Annotated in this window: 11 protein-coding genes and 1 riboswitch; of the genes, 10 read left to right on the top strand and 1 reads right to left on the bottom strand. The window is 67.4% G+C overall.

Features of this window, described 5'->3' with window-relative positions:
• The first annotated feature begins 174 nt into the window (after window positions 1-174).
• The 7 genes from OG984_RS15805 to OG984_RS15775 all read left to right on the top strand — a co-directional run bounded on the left by OG984_RS15805 (window position 175) and on the right by OG984_RS15775 (window position 11,192).
• Window positions 175-6,702: an RHS repeat-associated core domain-containing protein gene (locus OG984_RS15805; protein WP_328527251.1), complete on the top strand. Its 6,528-nt coding sequence runs from the start codon at window positions 175-177 to the stop codon at window positions 6,700-6,702.
• A gap of 52 nt (window positions 6,703-6,754) precedes the next feature.
• Window positions 6,755-6,925, top strand: a complete 171-nt coding sequence (locus tag OG984_RS15800) for a hypothetical protein (protein ID WP_328527250.1) — start codon at window positions 6,755-6,757, stop codon at window positions 6,923-6,925.
• A 44-nt stretch (window positions 6,926-6,969) separates the two neighbouring features.
• Window positions 6,970-7,323: an Imm8 family immunity protein gene (locus OG984_RS15795; protein ID WP_328527249.1), complete on the top strand. Its 354-nt coding sequence runs from the start codon at window positions 6,970-6,972 to the stop codon at window positions 7,321-7,323.
• 187 nt (window positions 7,324-7,510) lie between these two features.
• Complete coding sequence (gene purN / locus OG984_RS15790) at window positions 7,511-8,122, top strand: phosphoribosylglycinamide formyltransferase (RefSeq protein ID WP_328527248.1); 612 nt, start codon at window positions 7,511-7,513, stop codon at window positions 8,120-8,122.
• A gap of 10 nt (window positions 8,123-8,132) precedes the next feature.
• Window positions 8,133-8,210, top strand: a riboswitch (ZMP/ZTP riboswitch).
• 37 nt (window positions 8,211-8,247) lie between these two features.
• Window positions 8,248-9,828, top strand: coding sequence for a bifunctional phosphoribosylaminoimidazolecarboxamide formyltransferase/IMP cyclohydrolase (gene purH / locus OG984_RS15785; protein WP_328532363.1), 1,581 nt, complete (start codon window positions 8,248-8,250; stop codon window positions 9,826-9,828).
• A 152-nt stretch (window positions 9,829-9,980) separates the two neighbouring features.
• Complete coding sequence (locus OG984_RS15780; RefSeq protein WP_328527247.1) at window positions 9,981-10,832, top strand: bifunctional methylenetetrahydrofolate dehydrogenase/methenyltetrahydrofolate cyclohydrolase; 852 nt, start codon at window positions 9,981-9,983, stop codon at window positions 10,830-10,832.
• Window positions 10,833-10,835: 3 nt separating this feature from the next.
• Complete coding sequence (locus OG984_RS15775) at window positions 10,836-11,192, top strand: DUF3017 domain-containing protein (RefSeq protein WP_328527246.1); 357 nt, start codon at window positions 10,836-10,838, stop codon at window positions 11,190-11,192.
• Window positions 11,193-11,250: 58 nt separating this feature from the next.
• On the opposite strand, the gene OG984_RS15770 is transcribed toward OG984_RS15775, so the two are convergent.
• Window positions 11,251-12,351 (bottom strand): MIP/aquaporin family protein, encoded by a 1,101-nt coding sequence (locus OG984_RS15770; protein ID WP_328527245.1) that lies wholly within the window; start codon window positions 12,349-12,351, stop codon window positions 11,251-11,253.
• Window positions 12,352-12,617: 266 nt separating this feature from the next.
• Between OG984_RS15770 and OG984_RS15765 the strand changes: the two genes are divergently transcribed.
• The 3 genes from OG984_RS15765 to OG984_RS15755 all read left to right on the top strand — a co-directional run bounded on the left by OG984_RS15765 (window position 12,618) and on the right by OG984_RS15755 (window position 16,483).
• Window positions 12,618-14,810: an NADP-dependent isocitrate dehydrogenase gene (locus tag OG984_RS15765; protein WP_328527244.1), complete on the top strand. Its 2,193-nt coding sequence runs from the start codon at window positions 12,618-12,620 to the stop codon at window positions 14,808-14,810.
• Between the two features lie 180 nt (window positions 14,811-14,990).
• Window positions 14,991-15,557 carry an RNA polymerase sigma factor gene (locus OG984_RS15760; RefSeq protein WP_328527243.1) on the top strand — a complete coding sequence of 189 codons (567 nt, stop codon included), beginning with the start codon at window positions 14,991-14,993 and terminating at the stop codon, window positions 15,555-15,557.
• Window positions 15,554-16,483: a hypothetical protein gene (locus OG984_RS15755; RefSeq protein WP_328527242.1), complete on the top strand. Its 930-nt coding sequence runs from the start codon at window positions 15,554-15,556 to the stop codon at window positions 16,481-16,483. Before OG984_RS15760 ends, OG984_RS15755 begins: the two co-directional genes overlap by 4 nt.
• Window positions 16,484-16,567: the final 84 nt, after the last annotated feature.

The raw sequence follows: 16,567 nt of genomic DNA, 5'->3' as shown, positions 1-16,567 counted from the left end.
GCAGGGGAAGGCGGGGACTGGTCGGCGACCTCGTTGGCGCCGTCTTCGACGTGGGGCACTTCGGGCGCGACTGGTGGGTTCACCTGGTCGTATCCGATCGATGTTCCCGAGACCGCTGGCGGGCTGGTGCCGCAGCTCGGGCTCTCGTACTCCTCGGCGTCTTCAGATGGTCGGGTGGCCTCGACCAACAACCAGACCTCATGGGTGGGAGAGGGCTTCGACCTGGAGCCAGGCTACATCGAGCGCTCCTATGTCCCGTGTGATGACGACCGCGACGACAAGTCCGGGACCACAGCGAACAACAAGACCCACCGCACCGGCGACCTGTGCTGGGGCGTCGACAACGCGACCTTGATGCTAGGCGGGACCTCGGTCGCGCTGGTCAAGAACGATGAGACCGGAGAATGGCTCCCCAAAGACATCGATGGCACCAAGATCCAACACCTCACCGGAGCCCCGGCCCCTGATGGTGTTCCGGCCGGGTTGCGAGATGCGAGTGGTGAGTATTGGAAGGTCACCGGTGTCGATGGGACCGTCTACTACTTCGGTCGTGACCGGGCGCCGGTGGAGGGTGAGGCGCTGAACTCGACGTGGACGGCCCCGGTTTATGGCAACCACCCGGGTGAGCCGGGCTATAACTCCTCGTTTGCGGCCTCCGCGGTTCAGCAGGCGTGGCGGTGGAACCTGGACTATGTCGTGGACCCGACGGGGAACTCTATGACCTACTTCTACGGCTCCAACACGGCCGCATACGGCGCGGACATGGGCGAGAAGGTCCGCCAGTACCAGCCAGGTGGCTGGTTGAAACGGATCGAGTACGGAACCCGCGAGGTAACGGGCGGCCCCGACACGCCCACGAACGCGCCGGTGAAAGTCGAGTTCACGACGAGTGCTCGCGACTGGACAGCCGACGGAACGACCAAGACCGACGTCCCAACCGACCTGCGCTGTGCCGCGGATGCGACAGAGTGCAAAGAGAAGGTCTCTCCGGCTTTCTACACCACCAAGCAGCTCACTGGTATCCGCACCGACGCCTACGACGCGAGCGCCGGCGCCTACCGCCTGGGCGTGGATGAATGGCAGTTGGGTCAGTCGTGGTTCGATCCGGGCGACTACTCCCTGGGCAAGGGTGGCACAGGCAGAATTCTGCGTCTGGACAAGATCACCCACACCGGCCGTGGCTCGAGCGATGCCCCTGATGTCACGTTGCCGTCGGTGGAGTTGGGCTGGGTGGCGATGAAGAACCGGCTCAATACCTCCACCGACAACGCGGCCGGGATGTGGCGTCCACGCCTGAACTCGATCCGCACCGAGTCCGGGGCGAGTGTCTCGATCAACTACAAGGGCGGTTGCGACACCAAGCCCGCCGCCACGGACCCCGGCGGAGACGGTGGTGCGGGGAACAAGCGGTTGTGTTTCCCGGTCAAGTGGACGAGCGTCGCGGGTGACACCGAAGAGCCCGAGCCGATCATCGACTGGTTCCAGAAATACATCGTCTCCTCGATCGTCGCCTCCGGATCCTCCAACCCCGCCGACGCGGCGATCCTGCCGACAGGTTCGGCACCGACTGAGACCCACTACGACTACGACACCGCCGGTGGCGCGTTCTGGGCCGAGCCGGTCGCAGCGATCACCGATCCCAAGAACCTCACCCACTCGGAGTTCCGCGGCTTCAAATGGGTCAAGACCACCCAAGGTATCGGCACGGAGGCGACCAGCCCGGTCCAGACCTTCTATTACCGCGGCAAGGCCTCCCAGACCCTGACCGCCGGTGCCGAGGGACACAAGGTCTCGGTCGCTGACAACGAGGACGCCCGGGTCGGAGACGTGTTCGCGACAGCTTCCTTCAACGACGGCAAGAAGCTCTCCGAGACCGTCACGAAGACCGACATCTCCGCACCCGTGGTGACCAAGGGCAAGCTCGAAGCCACCCGGGTTACCGGCTCGGACGACTACGGGTTCTCCTACGACGCCACCGGCGACACCTCGACCGGCCTGGACTTCCGGACCCTGTCCTCGACCACGTTCGATGAGCACGGTCAACCGACCAAGGTCAGCAACCGTGGCGACCTGGGCACCGACGCCGATGACACCTGCACACGGTTGGCGTATGCCCACCGCGACCCCACCGCCCCCGCGGGCCTCGCGAACCAGCGCGGCCTGGTGTGGCGCACCCAGACCCTGAACACGACCGCAGCCGATGTCGGTGCCTGCCCCTCTTCGACCGATCTCGACGCGGTCGCGCCCTCGGATCTGCTCAGCGAGGAGATCGTCAAGCTCAACGCCGACGGGATCCCGGTCGAGACCTGGGCCATCGACCCCGACGACCCCGAGGTCACCACCACCTCGACCACGGTCGGGGCGGTCAAGGCGGGCACGATGGACGGTGCCGGCCGGGCTGGGATGGTCCGCATCAGCAAGACCACACCGGACGCGCTCGGCCGGACCGTCAGCGAGACCGTCTATCCCGACGACTCCGCGGTCGACCGGACCACGACCACGACCTACGCCCCGGCGGGTGCCGGTCTGGTCGAGCACGTCACCACCAGCCAGGGTGACATCGACGGCACGACTGGTTGGCGGCCGGAGTTCGTGACCTCGAAGAAGTACGACCCGTTCCTCGGTGTCGTGCTCGAGGCCAAGGACCTCAACGACAAGGTCACCAAGGCCAGCTATGACGGCTTGGGCCGTCTGCTGACCGTGACCTATCCGCAGCACGCCAGCCTCGGCAAGGCCTCGGTCAAGTACGACTACACCGACCGCGCCAACGGCATCAACGCGGTCGCGACCCAGACCCTCAACGCTCACGGGGACGGCTACCACACAGCGGTCGCGATCAGCGACGGCTTGGGCCGCGAGCTTCAGACCCAGGCCGAGTCCGCCAACACCGGCGACTCCTACCAGAACCGCTCCAAGGCGGTCGACACCCGGGTGATGACCCACACGGTCTACAACACTGCCGGCGAGAAGGAGAAAACGTACGGTCCGTGGCTCTCGGTTGACGGGAAACCGACCGCGGAGTTGTTGAACTATAAGACGATTGTCGAGCCGGACAAGATGGTCTCCTGGCTCTATGACCGCGCGGGTCGCGTCACCGACGAGATCTTGTGGTCCGACCCGTCTACCAACGGCTACGACGAGAAGTGGCGCACCCTGACCGCCTACAACGGCAAGGTGACCACGGTCACCCCGCCGGCGGGAGGGATCAAGACCACGACGATCGTTGACGCGCTGGGCCAGACCAGGATCCAGCGGCAACACGACGGCACCGCGACCCAAGACACCAGCTACACCTACGACCAGGCCGGGCAGCTAATCGAGCTCAAGGACCCCGCGGGCACGACCTGGACCTACACCTACGACTTCGCTGGACGACAGACGGTGGCGAAGGACCCCGATGCCGGTGACACGCTGACCGCCTACACCAGCGATGGCCAGCCGAAGACGGTAACTAACGGCGCCGGCAAGACGATCGCCTACACCTACGACAAGCTCGGACGTCCGCTGACCCTGCGTGACGACACGACCGACGGCCGGATCCGGGTCGAGCACGCCTATGACGGCGACCCCGAGTCCGACCCGGACACCGCTGGCATGCTGGGTATGGAGCACGCCACCACCCGCCACACCAGCGAGGGCAACTACACCACCCGTATCGGCAAGGTCGATGCCGCCTACCGGCCCCTGACCACGACCCTGGACTACCCCCAAGCCGCTACCGGCGACAACACGGGTGAGGGCTCCGGGCCGACCGGTGATATCCCTGAGGCGCTGGCGCGGCTCTCGACCGAGTCCGCGAGCGTGGACTACACCTACATGGCTGACGGTCAGATCAAGTCCCAGACGACTTCCAAGGTCGCTGCGACCGACTCCGCCACGATCCTGGGCCCTGAGCGAGTCACGACGTTCTACGACCAGGCCTCCAAGCCCCGCTGGATGGGCGGCGGGTTCGGGTGGGGCACCTATGTCGCAGACTCCCACTACGACGACCTCGGCCGACTCGAGCTCGCCGACCTCGGCAACACCTACTCCGCCGCGCTCTCTCGCACCTACGACCCAACCACCGGCCGGCTCACCGGACAGATGCTCAAGCGAGAGGGAATCACCGGCAACGACCTGAACCAGACCTACAAGTACACGGACTCGGGCAACGTCACCGAGATCACCGACAGCCCCACCAATACCGCCCTCGGCGGCGACACCGGTGTTGGTGCGCGCGGGGAGAAGCAGTGCTTCGTCTACGACAACCTCGCGCGCTTGAAGCATGCCTGGACCCCAGCCTTGGGGACCGAGTGCGGCACCGGCGATCCAGGCAACCCGGCCCTGGCAGGCCCGGCGCCCTACCAGATCGGCTACACCTACAATCCGCTCAACAGCAACCGCGAAACTCAGACCTACCGCGACGGGCTGACCGGGGTCACCGAGACCACCGACTACGACTACACGCAGACCGGGAATGCCGGCCCGCACGCGGTCACCTCGATCACCGGCACGTCGAAGGCTGCGAACGGGACCACGACCCAGCTCCCGGCCCGTAACTTCACCTACACCGCCACCGGTGGACAGGAGACCCGGACCGGGACGGAGGTTGCCGAGGTGACGGTCCCCGAGGCCGATGTCCTCGATGTCGACTACACCGACGGCACCCCGACCGACGACGCCCAGGGCCGAACGATGACCAAGCACGGCACCCCCGCCGTCATCGACGACACCACCCTCGATGCGGCACGCCGCACGAAGCTTGGGCTGGCCGGGTCGAAGGTCGCCAAGTTCGACGGTGTCGATGACGCCTACTCTTACGCGATGGGCGATGCCCAGTGGGACAAGCTCACCGACGAGATGAGCATCGAGTGCCTGATGAAGGACAACGGCACCCTTCCCAACACCACCGAGCACTCGGTGTGCTCGGCCAAGGAGGGCGGGGGTGCCTCCATGGTGGTGTACGACGGCAAACTCACCTTCAACATTTACACCGACGGTGGCTACCGCCAAGCTCAAGCCGCGATCACGGCCGGGAAGTGGTACCACGCGATCGGGACCTGGGACGGAGACACCGCCCGCCTCTATCTCGACGGGCAGCTCGCCGCCAGTATCGAGGCACCCGGTCCGCTGAAGCGTCCCGGCAACCTCGGGCGCAATGGGTTCTTCGTCGGCGCAGATGCCAGCTCCACGACCGCAGGCCAGTTCTTCTCACCCGTCTCCGTCGCAAAGATGGGCTTGTACTCCCAAGCCCTTTCCTCGACCGAGATCGCCGCCATCCACAACGGTGCCCGTACTGCGGAAGGCGCCGCAGCCCGTCGGTCCGTGGCGCAGGCGATGTGCTGGGACCGCGAAGGAAAGCTCGTCAAGACCCTCACCACCGGCGAGACATGCACCGACGGAGTCGTCGACGAGCTCGGAGAGGCCGAGTACGTCTACACCGGCACCGGAGAACGCATCATCCGCGCGGATGCCGAAGCGGTCACGATCTACCTACCCGGCGGTCAAGAAGTCACCATCCCGCGCGACTTGACCAGGAACGTCTCCGCGCACCGCTACTACACCTTCAACGGCGAGACCATCGCCGTACGCGATCAACGCGGCCTCGGCGGAGTCGCCTCTCTGGTCAACGACCACCACGGCACCCCCATCGTTGCCGTCCCCAACACCACCTGGACCCCCGCCTCGGTCCGTAAGCAGTACGCCGACCCGTTCGGTGCTACCCGCGGCAAGAGCGCAACCGCAGCGGCGAGCATGGTGGACAGGGACGCGAATGGCACCCCTGGTGACCATGGGTTCCTCGGCAAGTCGAACGACATCACCGGATTGACCCAGGTCGGCGCGCGGTACTACGACGGGTCAACGGGGACTTTCATCTCCCCTGACCCGCTGCTGGACCTGGCCTCGCCGAAGCAATGGAACGCCTACGCCTACGGCAACCAGTCCCCGGTCACTCAAAGTGACCCGACTGGCCTGTTGCTCCTGGACGGATCAGGAGGTGGCGGAGGGTCGAACAGAGACAGCGACTGTTACCCAGGTAGTGCTGGCTGCGGCCAACCGCCCTCGACCAGCGGAGGGACGTCCTCAGGCGGCGGAAGCAGCCCGTTCGCAGGTGCAGAACCTGTTGAGTTGCCGGATGGCGATCCGATTGGACAGCCCGTAATCGACTGGATTGAGCACAACCAAGACTCGCTCATCGACGCTTCACTTGCGGGCACTGAGATGGCTGCCTGGGGCCTCTTGTCGGCACTTGCGGGCGTTGGCGCGGTTGCCTGCGGGGCCGAGGCTGTGGTGACCTCGCCAACGGTTGTCGCTGCGGTGCCGGGTGTCGCCTGCGCGGGTGCCGCCGCTGCGGGTGCTGGTGCGGCCGGGTACCAAGCGAGTAAGAGTGGCGGAAAACTCAGCGATGCGATCCTCAAGATGGAATCCACTCCGGGAAGGGCTTCTTCAAAATCTGCGGACGAGCTCGCCGAGATCGGATTTCGATCAGACACCTCGCACATCTTCAGAAACGCGAAGGGTCACCTGGCTGACGATACGGTCGAGAACCGCGCCCTAATCAGGAGCGCACTAGATCCGGCGAACCTGCGCCATGAGATCACGCTCAAAGACGGAACTAGCCTTCAGAAGTACTTCAAAGACCTGCCCGACGGCACTCAAGCGTGGGCAGAGGTCCGCAACGGAGAGATCACGAACGGAGGACTCAATGTCATTCCACGATAGCCAAGCCGCCGGAGATGACGACCTACTAACCCCTCGGCAGGCGTTTCTTGCCATGACCGACTTCGTCTGGGAGTTTGCTCAGCGAGCCGGCGACGACCTGATGACGCTCATTGGCGACACTGGAATCGAGGCCGATGGCGAGCCCACAGATCCGGCAGCTTGGGACGATTGGCTCGCCAGTGTTGCCAAGATTCGAGCAGGGATAGCACCTCGGAGCGATTGATTCGGGCTAGGTCGCCACTTGGACATCACTGACATGGAGGCGCCATGAAAGCATCCCTGAGGTCATTGTCGAGTTTCGACGTCGAGGAGCTGGCAATCTGGAGGCCAAAGGCGAGCTCGTGGAGCATCGGGCTCCGCATTGTGGCTGGCCCAGATGAAGGGCCCGGTGATGAGTCCTTCGACCTGACGATCTGCAGCGTGGAGTGGGTCGAGGAGAACGTGGCGAAGCACGGTGTGTTCGAAGGTCGACACCATCTGATCGTCGGCGGCTTCCAGTGGAGTTCCATTGAGGCCTACGTCACCCGCCGTGTTGAGGCGTGCCGCGGGGGCACCTGGGATGAGGTCGCCCAGCAACTCGGACGGTTTGCGTACTGGGAGTTCGAGGGCCACGCAGAATGAAGGGATGGGCGCTCCGGGCGTGCCTAAGGCTCTGGGCGCCTTTGGTGGGGTCCCTAGTGGCCGACCATCGTGATCCCCCTGTGCTGCCCATCCCTCCGAGGCCTGATCGCTTTAACGGGGCTCTTCTCAGGCGAAGTGGGGTCTGGCTGGCGCGGGCGCGCGGCTTGCGCTGCTCTAAAGTGACGACGTGGCTCTTCGTCTTGTCGTCCTCGTGTCCGGCTCGGGCACCAACCTCCAGGCTGTTCTCGACGCCTGCGCGTCCCCGGAGTACGGGGCCGAGGTGGTCGCGGTCGGGGCGGACCGCGACGGCATCCAGGGATTGACCCGGGCGACCGACGCCGGGATCCCGACCTTCGTGCACCGGGTCAAGGACTTCGGGTCGCGCGAGGAGTGGGACGCGGCGCTGGCCGAGTCGGTGGCGGCGTACGAGCCGGATCTGGTGGTCTCGGCGGGCTTCATGAAGCTCGTCGGAGCTGCCTTCCTCGACCGGTTCGGGGGGAAGACGCTCAACACCCACCCGGCGCTGCTGCCGAGCTTCCCGGGGATGCACGGGGCGCGGGACGCGCTGGAGTACGGCGTGAAGGTGACCGGCGCGACGCTGTTCATCGTCGATGCCGGCGTCGACACCGGGATGATCATGGCCCAGGTGACGGTGCCGGTGGAGGATGACGACACCGAGGAGACCCTGCACGAGCGGATCAAGGTCGTCGAGCGCTCGATGCTGGTCGAGTCCGTCGGAAGGATCGCCCGTGAGGGCTACACCGTGGACGGCCGGCGGGTTCGATTCGGGCGCGCCTGAACGGTTAGAGTGACGAGCACACGACTGGCGCAGGTGGGGGACCACCGGGGAGTGTAAAGAGACGGCATCGACCGCCTGGGTGCCCCTCATCGAATTCATCGACCGATGGGGAGTTTGCTGTGGCTGTGCAGGACCAGATCGCGATCAAGAGGGCCTTGGTGTCCGTCTACGACAAGACCGGCCTCGAGGACCTGGTCCGCGGGCTCCACGACGCCGGCGTCGAGCTCGTCTCGACCGGCGGCTCGGCCGCCCTGATCGAGAAGCTCGGCCTCCCGGTGACCAAGGTCGAGGACCTGACCGGCTTCCCCGAGTGCCTCGACGGCCGCGTGAAGACGCTGCACCCGCGCGTGCACGCCGGCATCCTCGCCGACCGCCGGCTCGAGTCCCACGTCGAGCAGCTTAAGGAGCTCGAGGTGGAGCCGTTCGACCTGGTCGTCTCCAACCTCTACCCGTTCGTGCAGACCGTCGCCTCAGGTGCCGGCCCGGACGAGGTCGTCGAGCAGATCGACATCGGTGGCCCCTCGATGGTCCGCGCCGCCGCCAAGAACCACCCGTCGGTCGCCATCGTGACCAGCCCGGAGCAGTACGCCGACACCCTTGCCGCGCTTGCCGCCGGCGGGTTCACCTACGACCAGCGCAAGGCGCTCGCCGCGGCCGCGTTCGTGCACACCGCGACGTACGACGTCCACGTCGCCTCCTGGATGGGCAACGTGCTCACCGACACCTCCGACGGCTCGGGTTTCCCGGCGTGGGCCGGCGCGACCTGGGACCGCCAGGCGGTGCTGCGCTACGGCGAGAACCCGCACCAGCCGGCCGCGCTCTACCGCTCCGGCTTCGGTCCGGGCGGGCTGGCCGCCGCCGAGCAGCTGCACGGCAAGGAGATGTCCTACAACAACTACGTCGACACCGACGCCGCTCGCCGTGCGGCCTACGACCAGGGTGACCAGCCGACCGTCGCGATCATCAAGCACGCCAACCCGTGCGGCGTCGCGGTCGGCGCTGATGTCGCCGAGGCCCACCGCCGCGCCCACGAGTGCGACCCGGTCTCCGCGTTCGGCGGCGTGATCGCCACCAACGTACCGGTCTCGAAGCAGATGGCCGAGCAGGTCGCCGAGGTCTTCACCGAGGTGATCGTCGCTCCCGGTTACGAGGACGGGGCCGTCGAGGTCCTGCAGGGCAAGAAGAACATCCGCATCCTCGTCGCCGAGCCGCTCGCGACCTCCGGTGTCGAGACCCGCCCGATCAGCGGTGGTCTGCTGATGCAGCACACCGACACGTTCCAGGCCGAGGGCGACGACCCGGCCAACTGGACCCTGGCCACCGGCGAGGCCGCCGACGAGGCGACCCTGGCTGACCTGGCGTTCGCCTGGAAGGCCGTACGCGCAGCCAAGTCCAACGCGATCCTGCTGGCCCGTGACGGTGCCGCGGTCGGCATCGGCATGGGTCAGGTCAACCGCGTCGACTCCTGCCGTCTGGCCGTCGAGCGCGCCAACACGCTCGCCGAGGGCGCCGAGCGTGCCCGAGGTTCCGTCGCCGCGTCCGACGCCTTCTTCCCCTTCGAGGACGGCCCGCAGATCCTGATCGACGCCGGCGTCAAGGCGATCGTCCAGCCCGGCGGCTCCATCCGCGACGAGCTCACCATCAAGGCGTGCGAGGCGGCCGGCGTGACGATGTACTTCACCGGCACGCGCCACTTCGCACACTGAGCGCGCCGTATGTTCGTCGAGGTATGCAGCCGATCCGTCACTTCCCGCGCGGAACTCCGCGTGGGACGTGACGGTTTCCCTGCATACCTCGACGAACAGACACAGCCCGCCCACTACGCCGAAACCACAGCCCAGAGTGACAGGATGAAGAAGTGACAGCACAGAAGCTGGACGGCACCGCGACGCTGAAGGCGATCAAGGCCGAGCTCGCCGAGCGGGTCGAGAAGCTGAAGGCCCAGGGGATCACCCCTGGGATCGGCACCGTTCTGGTCGGCGACGACCCCGGCTCGCACTGGTACGTCAACGCCAAGCACAAGGACGCCGCCGAGATCGGTGTCGCCTCGACTCGTGTCGACCTGCCCGCCACCGCGACCCAGGCCGAGGTCGAGAAGGTCATCGACGAGCTCAACGCGGACCCGGCTGTCACCGGCTTCCTCATCCAGCAGCCGACCGGCCTCGACGAGTTCGCGCTCCTTTCCCGCGTGGCTCCGGAGAAGGACGTCGACGGGCTGCACCCGCACAACCTCGGCAAGCTGGTCCTGGGTGAGGAAGGCCCGCTGCCGTGCACGCCGGTGGGCTGCATCGAGCTGCTGCGTCGTCACGGGGTCGAGATCAACGGCGCCGAGGTCGTCGTGGTCGGCCGTGGGCTGACCGTCGGGCGTCCGCTGGGGCTGCTGCTGACCAGGCGCTCCGAGAACGCCACGGTCACCCTGTGCCACACCGGCACCCGCGACCTGGCCGCCCACACCCGCAACGCCGACATCGTGGTGGCCGCCGCGGGCGTGCCGGGCATCATCACCAAGGACATGGTCATGCCGGGCGCGGCCCTGCTGGACGTCGGTGTCTCCCGGGTCGACGGTAAGATCGCAGGAGACCTGGCCGAGGACGTGTGGGACGTGGCTGGCTGGGTGTCTCCGAACCCGGGTGGGGTGGGTCCGATGACACGCGCCATGTTGCTCTCCAATATCGTCCTCAGCGCCGAGAAGGCTCTCGAAAGGCTCTGACACGTGTCCGTCCATCCCCCGCTCAGCCCCACACCGGCGGCTCCCGCACCGGTGGCGGTGGCGCCTGAGAAGACGGACCCCAAGGACGTACGCAGCTTCCCCTCGACCATCGGCGGGTTCGTCTACCTCGGCGTGCTGACGGCGGCGATCGTCGGTCTCGGGCTGGTCGGCTTCGGCCACTGGCGGGTGGGGATCATCGTCCTCGCCGCCGGGCTGGGGGCCGCGTCGCTGGGGCGTGCGGTGCTGCGTACGAAGGACGCCGGGATGCTGGCCGTGCGCAACCGCTGGTTCGACGTGGTGCTGCTGGCGCTGACCGCGGGCGCGCTGTGGATCCTCGCCGTGACAGTCCCGGGCGAGTAGGACCCAGGAACAGAAAGAAGGCCGTCCCGAGGGGGACGGCCTTCTTACTATCAGCGGGTCACTGCTCGATCGGGACCCACTCCTGCTTCGCGTAGTCCCAGCGCCAGCCGTCCTGCTCGTAGACCGGCAGCTCGCCCTCGGCGGTCTGGGTCGGCTGCTGCCAGGCCTGCTGACCGCCGCCGGCACCGCCGGAGACGATGGTGCGGTCGCTGTTCTCCGCGGCCGGAGGTGCCGCCGGGGTGGCGGGTGCTGCGGGTGCCGCGGGAGCAGCGGGCGCCGCCGGAGCAGCGGCCGGAGCCGCCGGAGCTGCAGCCGCGGGGGCCGCCGGGGCGGCAGCCTGGGAGTCCCAGGCCGGGACGGCCGGGCGCAGGTTGTCGCCGCCGAAGGCGAGGCCGGCACCCGCGATCTCGGAGCCGTCCTTGTCGAAGAGCAGCGGGTAGACGAGACCGGCGAGCGCACCGCCGAGGGCCGGGACGATGAGGAAGATCGGGAGGTTGGCCAGGGCGTCGGTGCCCGAGAAGAGCGCGGGGCCGAACGAGCGGGCGGGGTTGACCGAGGTGCCGGTCAGCGGGATGCCGACGAAGTGGATCGCGGCCAGCGCCAGGCCGATGGCGAGCGGCGCGGCAGCGGCGTTGGTGCCGGCCCGGACGTCGGTGACACCGAGAATCACGAAGACGAAGATGAAGGTGAGGATCAGCTCGACCAGGATCGCGCCGACGATGCCGGTGCCGGCTCCGTCACCGAAGCCGTTGGCGCCGAGGCCACCGTCGTTCCAGGAGTTGTAGCCCGTGGAGAGCGCGATGAGGAACAGCGCGATCGCGCCGATGACCGCGCCGACGAACTGAGCGCCGATGTAGGCGCCGGCGTCCTTCCAGCTGATCCGGCCGGCCGTGGCCACGCCGAGGGTCACCGCCGGGTTGAAGTGGCCGCCGGAGATGCGGCCGAAGGTGTAGGCGCCCATCACCACGGCGATACCGAAGGCGAGCCCGACTGCGACGACCTCGAGTCCCCAGGTCGGCTGCTCGGCGTGGCCGGCGCCGGCCACCACCGCGATGACGGAACCGCAGCCGATGAACACGAGGATGAAGGTGCCGATGACCTCGGCTGCCATCTTCTGGATGAAGGTCGGCTCAGCGGCCGACAGTGATTCCTCAGTCATGTCCCCTTAAACCCTTCAATGTCTGTTGACGTCGGTCAGACCCATCGACACCCGAGAAGCACTCAGGCATCAGCAGTCACCTGAACAACAAGGAGGTGTTGACACACAGTAACTCTTTTGCGACGGCACTTCGTGGTGCTTAGGTAGGGCGGGGCGGTGTCGCATCGGGGATCAGGTATCTTGACGTCAAGGCACTTTCATGTCCGGGGTCCCCGACCTAAGTCCGCAGCACCGCAGATCGCAACTTGTCAGGAGTAGCCACACCCATGGCCGCACGAATCATCTACACCCACACCGACGAGGCGCCGCTGCTCGCGACGTACTCCTTCCTTCCGATCGTCTCGGCCTTCGCGGCCAAGGCGGGCGTCGAGGTCGAGACGCGTGACATCTCGGTGGCCGCGCGCATCCTGGCGCAGTTCGGCCTGGCCGACGACGCGCTGGGCGAGCTCGGTGACCTGGCGAAGACGCCGGAAGCCAACATCGTCAAGCTGCCCAACATCTCCGCCTCCATCCCGCAGCTCAAGGCCGCGATCAAGGAGCTGCAGGAGAAGGGCTACGAGATCCCCGACTACCCCGAGGCGCCCAGCACGCCCGAGGAGGAGGAGATCCGGGCCAAGTACGACAAGGTCAAGGGCTCCGCGGTGAACCCGGTCCTGCGCGAGGGCAACTCCGACCGTCGTGCGCCGGGCTCGGTCAAGGCGTACGCCAAGGCCCACCCGCACACCAACAAGCCGTTCGCGGACAACTCGAAGACCACCGTCGCCACCATGGGCGCCCACGACTTCAAGTCCAACGAGAAGTCGGTGACCCTCCCGGCCGACGACACCCTCTCCATCGTGCTCGAGAAGGCCGACGGTGAGACGGTGACGCTGCTCGCCGCGCTGCCGGTGCTCGAGGGCGAGATCGTGGACGCGACGTACATGTCGGTGGCCAACCTGCACGCCTTCCTCGAGAACGCGCTCGCCAAGGCCAAGGCCGACGACGTGCTGTTCTCGCTGCACCTCAAGGCCACGATGATGAAGGTCTCCGACCCGATCATCTTCGGCCACGTCGTGAAGGCCTACTTCACGGATGTCTTCGAGAAGTACGGCGCCGACCTCGAGGCCGCCGGCCTGTCCGCCAACGACGGCCTGGGCGCGATCCTGTCGGGCTTGTCCGGCCTGGAGAAGGGCGCCGAGATCGAGGCCGCCTTCAAGGCCGCGATCGAGGCCGGCCCGCGCCTGTCCTACGTCAACTCCGACAAGGGCATCACCAACCTGCACGTCCCCTCCGACGTCATCATCGACGCCTCGATCCCGGCGCTGGTCCGCAACGGCGGCAAGCTCTGGGGTGCCGACGGTGGCGAGGACGACACCCTCGCGGTGATCCCGGACTCCTCCTACGCCGGCGTCTACCAGACCGTCATCGACGACGTGAAGAAGAACGGCCCGCTCGACCCGGCCACGATCGGCACCGTCCCCAACGTCGGTCTGATGGCGCAGAAGGCCGAGGAGTACGGCTCCCACGACAAGACCTTCCAGATCGAGGCCGCCGGCACCGTCCGTGTCCTCAACAAGGCCGGCGACGTGCTGATCGAGCACGACGTCGAGGCCGGCGACATCTGGCGCGCCTGCCAGACCAAGGACATCCCGATCCGCGACTGGGTCAAGCTCGCCGTCAGCCGTGCCCGTGACTCCAAGACCCCGGCCGTCTTCTGGCTCGACGAGTCGCGCGCCCACGACGCCGAGCTGATCAAGAAGGTCACGACCTACCTCACGGAGCACGACACCGAGGGTCTCGAGATCAAGATCCTCTCGCCCGAGCTGGCCACGGCGTACTCGCTCGAGCGCCTGCGCAACGGCGAGGACACGATCTCGGTCACCGGCAACGTGCTGCGTGACTACAACACCGACCTGTTCCCGATCCTCGAGGTCGGTACGTCGGCGAAGATGCTCTCCATCGTCCCGCTGATCGCCGGCGGCGGTCTGTTCGAGACGGGTGCGGGCGGCTCGGCGCCGAAGCACGTGCAGCAGCTGGTCGAGCAGGACTACCTCCGCTGGGACTCGCTGGGTGAGTTCTTCGCGCTGGTGCCGTCGTTCGAGAAGTACGCCGAGCAGGCCTCTGCCCCGGCGGCGAAGGTGCTCGCCGGTGCGCTCGACCGGGCGACCGCGACGTTCCTCGAGAACGACCGCTCCCCGGGTCGCAAGCTCGGCACGACCGACAACCGCGGCTCGCACTTCTACCTCGGCCTCTACTGGGCCCAGGAGCTCGCCGCGCAGACCGAGGACACCGAGCTCGCCGCGGCGTTCAAGGGCCTCGCCGAGACCCTCGCCGCCAACGAGGACAAGATCGTCGAGGAGCTCCTCGCGGTCCAGGGCAAGCCCGCCGACATCGGCGGCTACTACATGCCCGACGCCGAGAAGGTCACCGCCGTCATGCGTCCCTCCGCGACGCTCAACGAGGCGATCGACTCTCTCTGATCAGCTGCGCGTGAGGGCGGCCCGGCACGAACCCGTGCCGGGCCGCGCTGCGTTTTCGAGCTGCTGTCGACAGGCCGACGGCCGCGGTGGAGTGGCCGACGATGCAGACGCCGTGATCGCGGGGCGTACGACGTGGCCCGTACGGTGACACATCCATCCGTCAGCGGACATGTGAAGGGTATGGGACACAACGAGAACAGCCCGCCGAGTCACGAGGCGGCCTTCACGCGCCTCTACGAAGGAACGTACGCCGACCTGCGCAGGTTCATCGAGCGGCGTGTGCACCCCTCCCACGCCGAGGACGTGCTCGCGCAGGTCTACCTGGTCGCCTGGCGACGGTACGCCGAGGTCCCGGGGGTGCACGACGAACAACGGGCGTGGCTCTTCGGAGTCGCCCATCGCACTCTGAGCAACGAGTATCGGGCGGCAGAACGGCGGCAGCAGCTGACGCTTCGGGTCGCCGACGCCCAGCTGGTCGGCCCGGGAACGGTCGGGCTCGAGCCGGACTTGGTGGCAGCACGTGTCGATCTCGCCACTGCCTGGCGACGGCTCAGTCCGGTCCACCAGGAGGCCATCGCGCTCACCGTCTGGGACAGCCTGACCACCCGCCAGGCGGCCGAGGTCCTCGGTATCTCGCCGGTGGCCTACCGCCTGCGGCTGAGCCGCGCCCGACGCGCCTTGCGTGCCCTCGCCGCGGCGTGCCCCCAACCCGTCACTCCCGCCGCTACCGCAAGGAGCTCCTCATGAACACCGATCGTGTGCTCCGCACCCTCGATCCCGCTGTCACCCCGGAGGCACTCGATGTGGCCCGTGATCCGGCGGCCCAGGATCTGTTGGCCCGGATCACGGCTCACGACGCGCAGGTCGCCGAGCCGGCAGGGTCGGCCGCGGTACCTGTCGCGCCGCGTACCCGAGTCAACCGGCGACGTGTCGGGCTCGCGCTCGCCGTGACCGCGGCGGCAGCGGCTGCCGCCATCGCGGCTCCCAGCGTCCTCGGTGGACCGGCCCCCGCGGCGGCGTGGACACCGGCCCCGTCGCCGCTCACGGCGGCCGAGACCGAGGACGCGGCACAAGCCTGCGTCGGCGGATTCTGGGACTTCCTGCCCGGTCGCCAGGGCCCGGAGATGAAGACGTACGTCGCGGAGCGTCGCGGCGGGTGGACACTTGTCTATCTCGCCACCCCCGACGGGCTCACGGAGGCGGTGTGCATGCTCCGCAACGGTGAGCCAGCCGGCCTCTACGGCCAAACGCCGGGCGGTCCCGGAGCTGAGCCGGTCACGGTCGACGCCGACGGCGCACTCGGCAGCATCGGTGGCGTGATGGGCAACGACACCGAGAGCCAGCGGTCGTCTACAGGCCTCGTCGGGTCGGACGTCGTCGGCCTGGTCCTGCACACAGAAGCTCAGGGCGCCGTGACCGCCACCGTCAACGACGGGCACTACGCCGCCTGGTGGCCGGATGATCCGATCACCGAGGCCTCGGAGAACGCTCGCACGACGCCCGAGTTCAGCCACGTCACGCTCACCCTGCGCGATGGCAGCACCCGGCAGGTGAGGGTGGACGAGTTCACCGGGATACCCATGGAGTCGCTGACGACTCCGGATGAAGGAGGCTCCGTCGAGGAGCGACGGCCCATAGGGTCGGCGTCCCGTGAGTCGTTCGACTCCTTCTGATCGACCGGCGGCCCGCCACGGAATCGTCCGTGCCGGGCCGTCGAACGGTGTCCGGACGCCTTCCGGGAAGAGGTGATCTTACTC

Origin of the sequence: Nocardioides sp. NBC_00368, assembly GCF_036090055.1 — a bacterium.
Lineage (GTDB): Bacteria > Actinomycetota > Actinomycetes > Propionibacteriales > Nocardioidaceae > Nocardioides.
Note: the sequence above shows the minus strand (reverse complement) of the source record. Positions and strands in the feature narration are given on the sequence as shown.